General features: G+C 73.0%; 13 protein-coding genes. 2 read left to right on the top strand and 11 right to left on the bottom strand.

The features are described from left to right. Window positions 1-93: 93 nt before the first annotated feature. Window positions 94-1,560, bottom strand: a complete 1,467-nt coding sequence (locus tag EAO77_RS29370; RefSeq protein ID WP_147991358.1) for an SDR family oxidoreductase — start codon at window positions 1,558-1,560, stop codon at window positions 94-96. A 1,135-nt stretch (window positions 1,561-2,695) separates the two neighbouring features. Here EAO77_RS29370 and EAO77_RS29365 point away from each other — a divergent pair. Beyond that, window positions 2,696-3,745: a DMT family transporter gene (locus tag EAO77_RS29365; RefSeq protein WP_147991357.1), complete on the top strand. Its 1,050-nt coding sequence runs from the start codon at window positions 2,696-2,698 to the stop codon at window positions 3,743-3,745. On the opposite strand, the gene EAO77_RS29360 is transcribed toward EAO77_RS29365, so the two are convergent. After that, complete coding sequence (locus EAO77_RS29360) at window positions 3,626-4,873, bottom strand: transglycosylase family protein (protein ID WP_147991356.1); 1,248 nt, start codon at window positions 4,871-4,873, stop codon at window positions 3,626-3,628. The two genes, EAO77_RS29365 and EAO77_RS29360, sit on opposite strands and share 120 nt — an antisense overlap. 88 nt (window positions 4,874-4,961) lie before the next feature. Next, window positions 4,962-6,260 carry an ROK family protein gene (locus tag EAO77_RS29355; RefSeq protein ID WP_147991355.1) on the bottom strand — a complete coding sequence of 433 codons (1,299 nt, stop codon included), beginning with the start codon at window positions 6,258-6,260 and terminating at the stop codon, window positions 4,962-4,964. A 263-nt stretch (window positions 6,261-6,523) separates the two neighbouring features. Here EAO77_RS29355 and gndA point away from each other — a divergent pair, with 263 nt between their 5' ends. Further along, window positions 6,524-7,966, top strand: a complete 1,443-nt coding sequence (gndA, locus tag EAO77_RS29350) for an NADP-dependent phosphogluconate dehydrogenase (protein ID WP_147991354.1) — start codon at window positions 6,524-6,526, stop codon at window positions 7,964-7,966. A 202-nt stretch (window positions 7,967-8,168) separates the two neighbouring features. On the opposite strand, the gene EAO77_RS29345 is transcribed toward gndA, so the two are convergent. From EAO77_RS29345 to rpmG, 8 genes are all read right to left on the bottom strand, one after another. Further along, window positions 8,169-8,978 carry an MBL fold metallo-hydrolase gene (locus tag EAO77_RS29345; protein ID WP_147991353.1) on the bottom strand — a complete coding sequence of 270 codons (810 nt, stop codon included), beginning with the start codon at window positions 8,976-8,978 and terminating at the stop codon, window positions 8,169-8,171. 186 nt (window positions 8,979-9,164) lie between these two features. Continuing rightward, window positions 9,165-9,581, bottom strand: a complete 417-nt coding sequence (gene panD, locus EAO77_RS29340) for an aspartate 1-decarboxylase (protein WP_147991352.1) — start codon at window positions 9,579-9,581, stop codon at window positions 9,165-9,167. Between the two features lie 307 nt (window positions 9,582-9,888). Beyond that, entirely contained in the window at window positions 9,889-10,596 is a 708-nt protein-coding gene (locus EAO77_RS29335; protein WP_147991351.1) for a transcriptional regulator, read from the bottom strand. A 25-nt stretch (window positions 10,597-10,621) separates the two neighbouring features. Further along, window positions 10,622-11,779 carry a pyridoxal-phosphate dependent enzyme gene (locus tag EAO77_RS29330; protein WP_147991350.1) on the bottom strand — a complete coding sequence of 386 codons (1,158 nt, stop codon included), beginning with the start codon at window positions 11,777-11,779 and terminating at the stop codon, window positions 10,622-10,624. Between the two features lie 109 nt (window positions 11,780-11,888). Next, a complete protein-coding gene (gene rpsR, locus EAO77_RS29325) occupies window positions 11,889-12,125 on the bottom strand; it encodes a 30S ribosomal protein S18 (RefSeq protein WP_147991349.1) in 237 nt (78 codons plus the stop codon). A 90-nt stretch (window positions 12,126-12,215) separates the two neighbouring features. Further along, entirely contained in the window at window positions 12,216-13,367 is a 1,152-nt protein-coding gene (locus tag EAO77_RS29320; protein WP_147991348.1) for a CobW family GTP-binding protein, read from the bottom strand. Beyond that, window positions 13,367-13,612 carry a type B 50S ribosomal protein L31 gene (locus EAO77_RS29315; RefSeq protein ID WP_147991347.1) on the bottom strand — a complete coding sequence of 82 codons (246 nt, stop codon included), beginning with the start codon at window positions 13,610-13,612 and terminating at the stop codon, window positions 13,367-13,369. Before EAO77_RS29315 ends, EAO77_RS29320 begins: the two co-directional genes overlap by 1 nt. 46 nt (window positions 13,613-13,658) lie before the next feature. Continuing rightward, a complete protein-coding gene (gene rpmG / locus EAO77_RS29310; RefSeq protein ID WP_147991346.1) occupies window positions 13,659-13,823 on the bottom strand; it encodes a 50S ribosomal protein L33 in 165 nt (54 codons plus the stop codon). Window positions 13,824-13,870: the final 47 nt, after the last annotated feature.

Genomic DNA, 13,870 nt, shown 5'->3' with positions numbered 1-13,870 from the left:
CAACGGCCGGCGCGCCTGCTGGCGCACCGGCCGAAAATACCTCAAGAAGGGTGAAGTTGTCCTCATATGCCGGATTCCGAATCCGGCGGAGGGTCACCAGTTGGCGGGGGCGTAGTCCTTGAGGAAGCATCCGAACAGGTCCTCGCCCGACTCGCCCCGCACCACCGGGTCGTAGACCCGGGCGGCGCCGTCCACGAGGTCGAGCGGGGCGTGGAAGCCCTCCTCCGCCAGGCGCATCTTGTCGGGGTGCGGCCGCTCGTCGGTGATCCACCCGGTGTCCACGGCCGTCATCAGGATGCCGTCCTTTTCGAACATCTCCTGGGCGCTGGTGCGGGTCAGCATGTTCAGCGCCGCCTTGGCCATGTTGGTGTGCGGGTGGCCCGCTCCCTTGTAGCCGCGGCTGAAGACGCCCTCCATCGCGGAGACGTTCACCACGTACTTGCGACGGCCCGCGGCCGCGGCCATGGCCGGGCGCAACCTGCTGATCAGGATGAACGGCGCGGTGGAGTTGCAGAGCTGCACCTCCAGGAGCTCCACCGGGTCGACCTCCGAGACCGTCTGGATCCAGCTGTTGGTGTCGTGCAGGTCGGGTACCAGCCCGCCCGCGTCGATCGCGGTGCCCGCGGCGATGCGCTCCAGCGAAGCGGAGCCGCTGACGAGGGCGAGGTCGGTGATCTCCTGGGCGCGCAGCCCTTCACCCGCGGACGACGGGAGGGCGGCCACGGAGTCCACTGCGCCGCTGCCGAAGGTGCCGATGACCTGGGCGGGCGGGAGCTCGCCCGCGGGCAGCGGGGCGGACTCGGCGGCGACCAGCTCGCTGTACGCCTGGGGCGAGCGGCGCACGGTCTGGGCGGCGTTGTTGATCAGGATGTCGAGCGGACCCTCGGCGGCCACCGAGTCCGCCAGGGCGACGACCTGGGCGGGGTCGCGCAGGTCGATGCCGACGATCTTGAGGCGGTGGATCCAGTCGCCGCTGTCGGGCATCGCCTTGAAACGGCGGATGGCGTCGTTCGGGAACCGGGTGGTGATGGTGGTGTGCGCGCCGTCGCGCAGCAGCCGCAGCGCGATGTACATGCCGATCTTGGCACGGCCGCCGGTGAGGAGCGCCCGCTTGCCCGTCAGGTCGGCACGGGCGTCGCGCCGGGCGCGGTTCTCGGCCGCGCAGGGCTGGCACAGCTGGTGGTAGAAGGCGTCGACCTCGACGTAGCGGGTCTTGCAGATGTAGCAGGAGCGGGGGCGCCGCAGTATCCCCGCGATCTCCCCGGCGACCGAGGAGGAGGGCAGCAGACCCTGCGTCTCGTCGTCGATGCGCTCCGCGGAGCCGGTCGCGGTGGCCTCGGTGACCGCGCGGTCGTGCGCGGTCTTGGCGGCCCGCCGCTCCTGCCGCCGCCGCTGCTTGACCGTGCGGTACACACCGGCGGTCGCCCTGCGCACGGCGATCGCGTCGGGGTGGTCGATCTCCAGCTTGTCGAGCTCGTCGAGCACGCTGAGGCAGACGGCGAGACGCTCGGGGTCGATGCCCGGGCCGTAGGCCACGGGACTGTCGTCGGTCAGGGTCATCGCCGTCTTGTTCCTCGATCACTCGAATGCGCGGTTTCAAAAGCGCGATTTTACCGAGGGAGGGGGTGCGGACCAAATGACGTCGGTCACTGCGGGGACGGGATCATGAGCCCTCGGCGGTGCTGGCCGAAAGCAGCGGGCCGAACGGACGGCAATTGGTGTAGACCTATGGCGGCTACGGAGGGGCGGCAACCGCTTGTCGCCCTGTGCCGCACGGAACGTCACAGGACCCGCCGCCACCTGGGCCGAGAAGTCGCCCCTTCCCTTCATCGGCACGATGCATGCGTTTCACGCCAGCTTTCACGGAGCCCTCACATACCGGCCCGCCGACAGCCCACTATGTGTCCCGGCAGAGCCACTGCACAGGGGAGTAGGGCATGCCGGATGGGGGTCCGGCATGCCCTACCGGGGCGGGCGCGGGCAGCGCTCGGGGGGATGACCGGCGGGCCGTCCGCCGTGCGGACGGCGCACGACGGACGGCCCGCTTCCGCCCTCCCGGCCCCAGGTCGGCCGCAGACCGGCCGGAGAGCCGCCACGGCCCTCGGGTGTCGCCCCCCGCACCGCGGCAGATCGCCGCGACTCCCCGGGCGGCGCCCTCCCTCGCTCCCGGCCGCAGACCGCCGCGGCAGACGGGCCGCCCCTGCCGCCGGCGGCAGGGGCGGCGGCGCACCCGGCCGCCCCTCCGCACCGACCCCAGACCGCCGCGGCGCATCGGGCTGCTCCGCCCCTCGCACCGGCGGCAGCGCTGCCGCGACACCCCGGGCACCCTTCTTCGCACCGGCGACAGCCCGCCGCGGCACATCCGACCGCCCTCCCTCGCACCGGCCGCAGGGTCGCAGCGGCGCCCCGGGCCCTGCCCCGCGGCGGCAGGGGCGCGGCGACGCACCCGGCCGCCCCTCCCGCACCGACCTCGCCGCGCGTCTTCGCGCGGCGACGCGGCGACGCGCGGCAAGCTCGGGCAAATCGGATACTGGGTGAGGAAAGATGCGCGTCGTGCCGTCCGCCCCTCCCCCGGGCGCCGATGCGCCCGACCGGAAGAGGGACCTGAGGCGTACTCCCGTACTACCGCAGCAGTACGGACAAGTGCCTGCTCAAGAACGACGACGCGAACGCAGAAGGGGGACAGGGTGGTCACATGAGTTCCCTCGCGCTGTCCGTGCTCCTGTCACTGGTCTCCGCGGTCGCCTACGCGGCCGGGGCGATCCTCCAGGAGCAGGTGGCGACCACGACGCCGTCCCGTCCCTACGCCCCGCTGCACCACACGGGCTGGTGGATCGCCGTGGGGCTCAACAGCGTGGGCGCCGTGCTGCACGTGGTCGCCCTCGCCTACGGACCGCTGAGCCTGGTCCAGCCGCTGGGAGCCCTCACCATCGTCTTCGCGCTGCCGATGGCCGCGGTCTTCGTGCGCCGCAGGGCGGGCGCCACCGCCTGGCGCGGCGCGGTCATGGCCACCGCCGGGCTCGCCGGACTGCTGGCGCTGACCGGGGGCAACGGCTCCCACTCGCTCGGCACCGGCGAGCGGGGCGTCCTCGCGGCCGCGACGCTCGGCGTCGTGGCCCTCCTCTTCCTGACGGCGCAGGGCGTCCACCGGCCGATTCTGCGCAGCGTGCTGCTGGCGGGCGGGGCGGGCGTCGCCTTCGGCATCGCCTCGGTCTTCACCAAGACGGTGGCCGTCGACTGGCAGTGGGACCTGCCGTTCGGGCAGTGGCCGGCCATGTCGGTGATCGCGGTGCTGGCCGTCGCGGGTCTGCTGCTCTCCCAGGCGTCCTACCGCGGCTCCGGGCTGGCGGCCCCGCTCGCCACGGTGACCGTGGTCAACCCGGTGGTGGCGGCCGCGGTCGGGATCACGCTCTTCGGCGAGGACTTCCGTTACGGCGTGACGGGGACGGTCCTGGCACTCGGATGCGGCGCCCTCGCGGCGGGCGGCCTGGTGCTGCTCACCGTCGAACGCCTCGGCTCCGACGGGGACACGCCCCGCGAGGACGCCCCGGACGTCCGCTCAGACGCCCGGGGCGGCACCACCCCCGGAGGGCTGGTGGCCGCCCAGCGTGTCCGCCGCGGCACGTCAGATCGACACACCGCCGGACCGGAGGTAGGCGAGCGGGTCGATGTCGGAGCCGTACCCCGGCCCGGTCCGGATCTCGAAGTGCAGATGCGGGCCCGTGCTGTTGCCGGTGGATCCTGAACGGGCGATGCGCTGCCCCGGCGACACCTGCTGGCCCGCGCGCACGTTCAGGGCCGAGAGATGGGCGTACTGGCTGTAGCGGCCGTCGTGGTGCCGGATGACGACCTCGTAGCCGTACGCGCCGGCCCAGCCGGCCGAGACGACCTTGCCGGAGGCGACGGCCTTCACGGAGGTCCCGGTGGGGACCGGGAAGTCGACGCCGGTGTGGTAACCGCTGGACCAGGAACTGCCCGCCTTGCGGTAGGCGGTGGAGGGGCCGGAGGAGACGGGGGCGCTGAAGCCGGATCTCTTCTCCTCCGTGCGCGTCTTCGTCTGCTGGGTCTTCGGCTTCGGCTTGGGCTTGGGGGCCGCCTCGGTGTCGGGCTTCGGGGCCTGCCGCTTCGGCTCGGCCTCGGGCTTCGGCTGGGGCTTCGGCGCCTGCTGCTTCGGCTTCGCCGCGGGCTTGGGGGCGGGTTTGCCGGCCGCGGGGCGGCCGGTGTCCGGCCGGGCCGCCGTGGCGGGGGCGCGCAGCACCAGACGCTGGCCGGGGAAGATGAGATCCGGGTCGTCGCCGACGGTCTCGCGGTTCTGCTGGTAGAGCCGCTGCCAGCCGCCGTCCACGCCCTGCCGCTCGGCGATGCCCGACAGCGAGTCGCCACGCGCGACGGTGTACCCCTCGCGCTGGGTGGGCACCGTGGTCGGGGACGCCTGGGGCCGGGCCGCCGGGCGCTGGGCGGTGTGGGAGGCGGGCACGACACCGGGCGCGTCGCCGCCGCGCGCGAGACCGGCTCGCTGCGAGCACGAGGGCCACGCCCGGGGGCCCTGGCCCTCCAGGACCTTCTCCGCGACGGCGATCTGCTGGTCCTTCGTGGCGAGGTCGGCGCGCGGGGCGTACCGGGTGCCGCCGTAGGCCTCCCACGTGGACTGGCTGAACTGGAGCCCGCCGTAGTACCCGTTGCCGGTGTTGACCGACCAGTTCCCGGTCGACTCGCAGGCGGCGACCTTCTCCCAGGTGTCGACGGACGCCGCGTCCGCGGTGCCGGCTCCGACCAGCGGCAGGGCCATGCCCGCTCCGCCGGCCGTGACCGTGAGTGACGCCCTGTTGAGGCGACTCGGCTGATATCGACGGTGTCGACCGGTTCCGGCCATGTTGCTCCCCCACCACCTGTAGGTCACGCATTGCAGGTCATGCCGCAAGCGGCCAACGTAGGGCGCGAGCACGCAGGGTGACAAGGGCTCACGCCCAGAGTGACCGGATCCCGCCCTCCCAGCCGGGTGCGGGGGGCGCACTCGGCGGCCTGCGGCTGCCGCCGCGGCTGAGGAAATCGGACAGCGGCAGCGTCGCCGCTCCCACCGTCACCGCGTCCGGGCCGAGTCTGCCCAGCTCGATCGTGGTGCGGGAGACGGCGTGGCGCAGCGCGTACGCCTCGGCGTGACGGCGTACGCCGGGGAGCAGCCGGGGCCCGAGGAGCAGTCCGGCCCAGCCGCCGAGCAGGACGCGTTCCGGACAGAAGAGGTTCACGAGGTCGGCGACGGCGGCGCCCAGGTACTCGGCGGTCTCGTCGAGCAGGTCGACGGCGCGGGCGTCCGGCGCGGAGCCGTCGACGGGGGACGCCGCCGCGAGAAGTGCCGCGAGGACCGCCTCGTCGTCGGCGTCCGCGGCAAACTCCCCACCCGCCTCCCGCCAGCGCTCGCGCAGTGCCGCCGCGCCCGCGTACGCCTCGAGGCAGCCCGCGGCGCCGCACCGGCAGCGGCGGCCCCGGACGCGCACGGTGGTGTGCCCCCACTCCACGGCGCGCGGGCGGGCGGCCCCGGCGGGGCCGCCGGCCTGGACGACGGACGCGCCGACCCCGGAGCCGATCAGGGCGACGGCGGCGGTCGACGCGCCGCGTCCGCCGCCGAACCACATCTCCGCCTGTCCGAGCGTCTTGGCCCCGTTGTCGATGAACAGCGGCACGTCGTCCGGGATGTCCACGGCCTCGCGCAGCAGCCTCTCGAAGGGCACGGCGTCCCAGCCGATGGTCTGCCCGTGGACGACGGCCCCGCCGGCGCCGGGGTCCTGTTCGACGAGTCCGGGCACGCCGACGCCGATGCCGAGCAGCCGTGCGGCGTCCGCCTCGGCGTCGGCGAGCACCCGGCCGACGGCGGCGCGCACATGGGCCACCACGCGTTCCACGTCGTAGCCGTGCCGGTCCAGAGGGCGTTCGGCACGGGCGAGTTCGGCGAGCGCGAGGTCGAAGAGTTCGACCCGGACGCGGGTCTCGCCGATGTCCACGCCGACGAGCAGCCCGCTCGCGGGGGCCACGCGCAGCAGCGTGCGCGGGCGGCCGCCGTCGGAGTCGACGACACCGGCCTCCTCCAGCACCCCCTCGGCGACGAGTTCGGAGACGACGTTGGTGATGGATCCGGAGCTGAGGCCGGTGGCCGGGCCGAGCTCCTGCCGGCTCGCCGGGCCGCCGAAGTACACGCGCTCGAGGACCCTGGCCCGATTCCCCCGCCGCAGGTCACGCACTGTCCGTCTGTCGCGGTCCGCCATCGTGCTCCTTCCCTCGGAGCAAGATACCCAGTGCCCGGCGGGCGATCCGCCCGCCCTCCCCCGAGGATCGGGTGAGGTGGACGGGCCCGTGCGCACGTATGCACCGGCACGGCGTCCGCCTCCCGGCAGCGGGAGGCGGGAGCGGCGGGGGTTCCCGCCGCGCACCGTGGGCACCCGCCCCGGACGGCCCGCACGGCCGGCACGACTGCACGGCCGGTACGGCCCGCAGCAAGGCAGCACCCGACGACTCCAGGAGCGATCGCATGAGTGGAACCGCCCGGATCGGTGTCACCGGACTCGCGGTGATGGGCCGCAACCTCGCCCGGAACTTCGCGCGCAACGGGCTCACCGTCGCCGTGCACAACCGGACGGCGGCCCGTACCCGTGCGCTGGTCGAGGACTTCGGCGACGAGGGGACGTTCGTCGCCTGCGAGTCGGCGGAGGACTTCGTCGCGGCCCTCGAACGGCCCCGGCGGCTGGTGATCATGGTCAAGGCCGGGGCCGCGACGGACGCGGTGATCGACGAGTTCGTCCCCCTGCTGGAGGAAGGAGACGTCGTCATCGACGGGGGCAACGCCCACTTCGAGGACACCCGCCGCCGGGAGAAGGCGCTGCGCGAGCACGGCATCCACTTCGTCGGGGCCGGGGTCTCCGGCGGCGAGGAGGGCGCGCTCAACGGGCCGAGCATCATGCCGGGCGGCTCGGCCGAGTCGTACGACTCCCTCGGGCCGCTGCTGGAGAGGATCGCCGCCCGGGCGCCCGACGGTTCGCCCTGCGTCACCCATGTCGGCCCGGACGGCGCGGGCCACTTCGTGAAGATGGTCCACAACGGCATCGAGTACGCCGACATGCAGCTGATCGCCGAGGCGTACCACCTGCTGCGGGCGGTCGCCGGGTACTCCCCCGCCCGGATCGCGGAGACGTTCCGGACCTGGAACACCGGACGGCTGGACTCCTATCTGATCGAGATCACCGCGGAGGTGCTGGCGCACACGGACGCCGCGACGGGCAAGCCGTTCGTCGACGTCGTCGCCGACCGGGCCGAGCAGAAGGGCACCGGCCGGTGGACCGTGCAGACCGCGCTGGACCTCGGCGTACCGGTGTCGGGGATCGCGGAGGCGGTGTTCGCCCGCTCGGTGTCGGGTCACGCCGAGCTGCGCGAGAGCTCCCGCGGGCTGCCGGGGCCCGAGCCGGCGGCGCTGGACGAGCGGGAGGCGGCCCGCTTCGCCGACCGGGTGGAGCAGGCGCTGTACGCGTCCAAGATCGTGTCGTACACACAGGGCTTCCACCAGGTGCGGGCGGGGAGCGAGGAGTACGGCTGGGACATCGACGCGGGAGCGGTCGCTGCCATCTGGCGGGCCGGGTGCATCATCCGGGCGGCCTTCCTCGACCGCATCCGCGAGGCCTTCGACGCGCGGCCCGACATGCCGAGTCTGCTGACGGACAAGCGGTTCGGCGAGGAGATCGGGGCGGCGCAGGACGACTGGCGCGAGGTGGTGGCCACCGCGGCGCGTCAGGGGGTGCCGACGCCCGGCTTCTCCGCGGCGCTCGCCTACTACGACGCGCTGCGCGCCGAGCGGCTGCCGGCCGCGCTGACACAGGGGCAGCGCGACTTCTTCGGGGCGCACACCTACCGCCGGACCGACCGTGAGGGGGCGTTCCACACCCTCTGGGCGGGCGACCGCTCGGAGGTGGCGGCGGACTGAGCGCTTCCGCGCGGGCGAACCGGCCGCGGGCCAAGGTCGTCACCACGTTCCTTGGCGTGCGGGGTCGGGATACGGGTGGGTCATGCCGGACCTCCAGGGTGCGAAGTCGTGCGGTCCCGTTGTCTACCGGACCGCGTTCCCGCCTGCGCCCGATCCAGTCACCCGCGGTGCCGGCGGGTGCCGTGAGCCCCCGGCGGGACGATCAGGCGGCGTGCCCGGGTTCGAACGCGGCGAGCATCTCCTCCAGGGCTCGCTGGTCGGGCCCGACCCACGGGTCCGCGCCGGGTGCGAGGGCGATCGTGTCGATCATCTGCCGAACGAGCCCGGCGGCCGGCGGGAGGTGGGTGCTGAGCACGATCTCCGGGTCCATCGCGCGCAGCGGGGCCAGCGTGTCCGCGTACCGGTGGGGGTCGACGAGGTGGACCCAGGGACTGTCCACGGTCGCCCAGAGGAGCTGCGCCGCGCGCAGGTCGCCGTCCTTGACGTCACCCGCACTGTCGCCCTCGGCGAACTCGGCGGAGGCCATCGGCGCGCCGAAGCAGTCGGAACTGAAGCAGGCGGCGGACTTCTCGTCGTGGAAACCCATGGTGGCCGGGCTGTCGAAGAGCGGCGGCCGGAAGGCCTGGAGCAGGCGGTCCCCCACGTCGAGGGACTGGCCCGGGTTGAGGAGGTGGACGCGGTCGGGCGGCAGCGGGCGCTCCGTCGACATGATGCCCGCGCCAAGGAACGTGGTGACGACCTTGGCCCGCGGCGCGGACGCCAGCAGCGCGAAGAGGCCGCCGGTGTGGTCGCGGTCCGGGTGGGTGAGCCAGATCCAGCGGACGTCCTCGGGGTCGACGACGGACCCGAGGGTGTTCACGAAGTCGCGGTCGGGCAGACCGAGGCCGGTGTCGACGACGACGGGCTCGGCGGCGTGCAGGACGAAGGCGTTCACGGGGAGGCATCCGATGCCGGGGACCTCCAGGTGGTCGCCGAGTACGGAGATCTCGTGTCCTATCCGGTGAATGGTCATGACAGCTCCGGGGACCCCCTGGAACGACGTCGCGCCGCATCCCGGGTCCGGCCCGCGCGTCCGGCGGGCCCGTGCCCTGACGACACACCCCGCGCCGGGCCGGCACCTTCCTCTGCTTCCAGTGTCGCCCCGGCGCGGAGTCGGCGCTCCCGGCCGCGTGCGGCGGGCACGGGAAGCGCCGGATGTCTAGACCACGGCGTGCGGGCTACGGGCCGTGTCGCCGCCGGGCACCGGCTCGGACGCGTCGCTGCCGAGTGCCACGATCCTGTTCTCCGCGTCCACGTGCACGACGCTCGGGACGAGGGAGCGCGCCTCGGCGTCCTCGACCTGGGCGTAGCTGATGAGGATCACCAGGTCACCGGGGTGCACGAGATGCGCGGCCGCCCCGTTGATCCCGATGACGCCGCTGCCGCGCTCGCCCTCGATCACATAGGTCTCCAGGCGGGCGCCGTTGGTGATGTCGACGATGTGCACGAGCTCACCGGGCAGCAGGTCGGCGGCGTCCATCAGATCGCGGTCGACGGTGACGGAACCGACGTAGTGGAGGTCGGCCTGGGTGACGGTGGCGCGGTGGATCTTGGACTTGAACATGGTGCGAAGCATCGAGACTACTCCCACGATTCGGCTCCCTGCCTGCGTTCTTGCAGGTCAAGGGCTGTTTCCATACCCTACAACGAGACGCGCGCCCGGGCGGATTCCCCGGGCATTCCAGGGCCTGTGCCGGCCACGTGCGTGCCGGCTCTTCCACGAACCGCCGGGAAGTCCGGGAACTCCCGGCCCACCCTCCCCGACCGCCGCGACGGCGTCACCAGCGTACGCATCACGCCGGGGCGGGCACGCGTGATCACCGTCACGCCTGCGGTGCGAGACGTCCTCGGTCACACCAGGTCCTTCCGGCGGTACCCGGGGGCTACTTCGTGTAGTTGTAGACGGTCGCCCGGGAGACGCCGAGCAGGTCGGCGATGAGCTGTGCGGAACTGCGGGTCTCGAAGAACCCCTCGCGATGCAGCTGTCGGACCAGTTCGCGCTTCTGGTCGCGGCCCAGTCCGCGGGGGGTGCTGGAGCGCTCGGCGGCGAAGGAGTCGATGGCCGAACGGAGTTCGCGTCCGGTGCGGTCGCCCAGCGTCTCCAGGGTCTCACCCCGATGTACGGCGTCCGTGGCGACGAGGTTGGCCAGGGTCAGCGCCAGCGGGGACAGGGTGCTGACGTCCAGGTTCAGGCAGAGGGCCGCGATGTAGCGCCCCTCGGCGTTCTTGATCCCGATCGAGGTGCTCTTGGCCGGGCGCCCGTCGGGGAACCGGTTGCTGTAGTTCTGGACCACGCTGGGATGGCCGGGGTCCGCGATACGGCGCAGACCCAGTTCGGTGGCGGGATCGCCGACCTGCCTGCCGGACAGGTTGTTCTCGATGACGCGGATGGCGTTGTCGGGCCGGCGCAGGTCGTGCAGGACGACTTCGCACAGGCCCGGCAGCATGCGCCCGACGGCGACGGCGATCCGCTCGGCCTCCCGCAGGAGGTGCTCGTCCTCCGGTACGGGGTGTTCGCCCTTCGGTACGGGGTGTTCGGCGGTCGGTACGCCGTGTTCGGCGGTGGGATCGCCCTCGGAGGGGTGGGCCATCGCGTTCTCCTCTCCCGGTGCGGGCTCAGGCGGCGGGCCCGGCGAACACCGAGGCCATCGTCTCGGCGGACTTCAGCCCCGCGCCGGTGAGCACGACCACGGTCGTCTCGTCCCGCGCGATGGCGCCCGTCGCGATGAAGTGGTCCAGCGTCGCCGCGGCGACGCTGCTGGTCGGCTCGGCGTACAGACCCCGCGCGCCCAGTGCGCGGACCGCTGCGTGGATCTCCGCCTCCGGTACGGCGTAGGCGGCGCCGTCGGAGCGGCGGATGGCCGCCACCGCCTCGGGCAGCCGGACCGGGTGGGCGATGGACGCGCCCTCGGCGATCGTCGGCACCCGCTCGCCGCGCACGGCCGGGTCGGTCCCGTTGAAGGTGTCGGCGATGGTCGCCCAGTGTTCGGGCTGCCCGACGAACAGGCGCGGGCGCCTGTCGATCCGGCCGGCGCCGAGCAGCTCCCCGAAGGCGATGTCGCACCCGATGACGGTGCTGCCCGCCCCGGCCACCAGGACGACGTTGTCGGGCGCGGTGAAGCCGAGCGACTCCCACATCTCGTAGGCGATGGTCTTGGTGCCCTGGATGAACATGGGGTGCCAGTTGTGGCCGGCGTAGGGGATCCGCTCGGACTGCCGGATCGCCTCGTCCGAGACCTCTTCGCGGGTGCCGCCAACGAATTCGATCTCGGCTCCGTAGGCGCGGGCCTGGAGGATCTTGGCCGCCGAGGTGGCGGCGGGGACGAGGATCCTGGCACGGACACCGGCGGCCGCGGCGTAGGCGGCCACCGCGGAACCGCCGTTGCCCGAACTGTCCTCGAGGACACGCTCGGCACCGTGCGCGGCGAGGTGGGACATCATCACCGACACCCCCCGGTCCTTGAAGCTGGAGGTCGGGTTGAACCACTCCAGCTTGAAGTGGACGCGCCGGCCCGCCCAGTCGACCGGAACCATCGGCGTACACCCTTCACCCAGGCTCACCCGGTGGGCGAACGGGACGGGCAGGGCCGCGTGGTAGCGCCACAGGGACCGCTCGGATGTGTCGATCTGCTCGGGACGCAGGCCCGGCATCGCGCTGACGGCGAGAGGGGTGCCGTCCGCGCCCCGCCACCGCGGATCGTCCAGGGAGTAGTGCCGTCCTGACCGGTCGTACAGGTCGGGGGCGGTGACGGCTGCGTGCTGTTCGGCGTCCATGGACGGTTCCGGCCTCTCCTCGCTCGACGTGCCGTCGCCGGGTCTCACGACGCAGCGGGCGTACTGCCCTCCCCATCTTAGATGAACAGTCCAGATCTGAACAATAAGTCTAACGATTCGGGTACGGCAGGAGGGCCATCTCGCGTGCGTTCCTGACGGCGGTGGCGAGTGCGCGCTGCTGCCGGGCGGTCACCCGGGTGATGCGGCGGCTGCGGATCTTGCCGCGGTCGGAGAGGAACCTCCGCAGCAGGTCGGTGTCCTTGTAGTCGATGTACGTGATCCCGGCCGCGTCGAGCGGGTTGGGGCGGGGCGCGGCGGGCTTGCGCAGCTCGGGGCGTCGAGCCATGGCGGCTTCTCCTCGGGGGTTCGCGTCGGACGCGTCGGACGCGTCGTTCGGTTCGGACGGACGGGACGGACAGGACGGACGGAACGGTGGTCAGGCGGTGTCGAGGAGGGTGTCGAAGGCGGCGGGCAGGTTCTTCCACGCCTCGGGGCCCGACGCGTATTCGGCGTCGGTCAGCAGACAGGAGTCGAGGAGGTGTTCGAGCCCGTCGCGGTCCAGCCCCGGCGAGGTGAAGACGAGGTGCTGGCAGCAGTCGCCGTGGTCGGGGTGCCAGTCGAGCGCGGCCGCCGCCCGGCGCACGGGTGGCACCATCTCCCAGGCGGCGTCGGGCAACGACGCCAGCCACGGCCCGGCGCTCTCCACGCACAGCGCGCCGCCGGCCGCGTCCCAGGCGAGCAGCGTGTCCGGACGGTCGGCGAGCCAGAAGCGGCCCCGGCTGCGGGCGGCGGCACAGCACAGGTCCTCGAGGGCCCGGTGCAGCCGTTCCGGATGGAACGGCCGTCGGCGGTGCCAGACGAAGGTGGTGACGCCGGCCTCCTCGGCGTCCTGGGGCAGGAGCGCGCACGCGGGGTGCTGCGCGGCCGCCGCGGCCTCGACGTCGAAGCCGGCGAGAGCGGCGTGCGCCAGTTCGGCGGAGGCGGCCGGCACCCGCCGTGCGGTGGGGTGCAGTTGGGCGAGCAGGGCACGGTCCTCGTGGTCGGCGTCGTCGTTGTCGACGACGGCGAGGACGGGCGCGTATTCCAGCTGGCGGGCCCAGGTGTCCCCGACGGTCCGCCGGTCGGTGGGGGCCGCGGCGAGTCCGGCCTCGGCCAGGTCGTCGCCGTTCGCGAGGTACGGCAGGACGAGTGCGGGGTCCACGGCGGTGATCACGCCCGTCACGGTCATGCTGTCCGCGCCGTGTGCCGCGATGACCTCCGCCATGGCCTTCGGCTCGACCGAGTCCCACAGCTCGACGACCGCGAGCCGGGTCAGGCCGCTGTCCGCCATGCGCTCCAGCTCGGGGACGAGGTCCTGGCGCAGAGCGCAGCACGCGCAGTCGTTCACCAGGGGCGTCTCGGCGCCGGAGAGGGGACCGGAGGCGTCCCGCACGAGGCGGACCACGGTCCCGCTCGGGGCCGACGACAGGTCGTGGTGCAGGGCCACACTGCCCGGCACGGCCCGAAGGAGGCGTTCGACGACCTCCTTGCGGGCCTCGGAGTGGAGCCCGGCGACGATCGCCACGGAGAGCCGGCGGTCTCGCTCCATCAGCGGGCTCCGTAACGGCGTTCGAAGCGTTCGACGCGGCCGGCCGTGTCGAGGACGCGGGCGGTGCCCGTGTAGAAGGGGTGGCTCGCCGAGGAGATCTCGACGTCGACGAGCGGGTAGGTGGTGCCGTCCTCCCACTCGATGGTCTTGTCGCCGGTCATCGTGGAGCGGGTGAGGAAGGTGGCGCCGGACGCGGAGTCGCGGAAGACGACGGGTCCGTAGGCGGGGTGGATACCGGGCTTCACGGCAGGAACCTTTCGACGGTGTGCACGGGTCGGGGATGCGGAGCGGTCAGCGCTCTTCGCGGAAGTCGACGTGGCGGCGGGCCAGGGGGTCGTACTTCCGCAGCACGAGCCGGTCCGGGTCGTTGCGCCGGTTCTTGCGGGTCACATAGGTGAAGCCGGTGCCGGCGGTCGAGCGGAGCTTGATGACGGGGCGGATCTCGTTGCGTGCCATGGACGCTACTATATGGGAACGATTTTCATTTCCAAAAACCGCCGATC

This window comes from Streptomyces sp. T39, from assembly GCF_008042045.1.
Classification (GTDB): Bacteria; Actinomycetota; Actinomycetes; order Streptomycetales; family Streptomycetaceae; genus Streptomyces.
This window is presented reverse-complemented; position numbering and strand designations above follow the sequence as displayed.

What these genes read in the sequence shown, in the direction of transcription:
- EAO77_RS29370 (WP_147991358.1), bottom strand. Translation starts at nt 1,560, where the DNA reads ATGACCCTGACCGACGACAGTCCCGTGGCCTACGGCCCGGGCATCGAC.
- EAO77_RS29365 (WP_147991357.1), top strand. Translation starts at nt 2,696, where the DNA reads ATGAGTTCCCTCGCGCTGTCCGTGCTCCTGTCACTGGTCTCCGCGGTC.
- EAO77_RS29360 (WP_147991356.1), bottom strand. Translation starts at nt 4,873, where the DNA reads ATGGCCGGAACCGGTCGACACCGTCGATATCAGCCGAGTCGCCTCAAC.
- EAO77_RS29355 (WP_147991355.1), bottom strand. Translation starts at nt 6,260, where the DNA reads ATGGCGGACCGCGACAGACGGACAGTGCGTGACCTGCGGCGGGGGAAT.
- gndA (WP_147991354.1), top strand. Translation starts at nt 6,524, where the DNA reads ATGAGTGGAACCGCCCGGATCGGTGTCACCGGACTCGCGGTGATGGGC.
- EAO77_RS29345 (WP_147991353.1), bottom strand. Translation starts at nt 8,978, where the DNA reads ATGACCATTCACCGGATAGGACACGAGATCTCCGTACTCGGCGACCAC.
- panD (WP_147991352.1), bottom strand. Translation starts at nt 9,581, where the DNA reads ATGCTTCGCACCATGTTCAAGTCCAAGATCCACCGCGCCACCGTCACC.
- EAO77_RS29335 (WP_147991351.1), bottom strand. Translation starts at nt 10,596, where the DNA reads ATGGCCCACCCCTCCGAGGGCGATCCCACCGCCGAACACGGCGTACCG.
- EAO77_RS29330 (WP_147991350.1), bottom strand. Translation starts at nt 11,779, where the DNA reads ATGGACGCCGAACAGCACGCAGCCGTCACCGCCCCCGACCTGTACGAC.
- rpsR (WP_147991349.1), bottom strand. Translation starts at nt 12,125, where the DNA reads ATGGCTCGACGCCCCGAGCTGCGCAAGCCCGCCGCGCCCCGCCCCAAC.
- EAO77_RS29320 (WP_147991348.1), bottom strand. Translation starts at nt 13,367, where the DNA reads ATGGAGCGAGACCGCCGGCTCTCCGTGGCGATCGTCGCCGGGCTCCAC.
- rpmG (WP_147991346.1), bottom strand. Translation starts at nt 13,823, where the DNA reads ATGGCACGCAACGAGATCCGCCCCGTCATCAAGCTCCGCTCGACCGCC.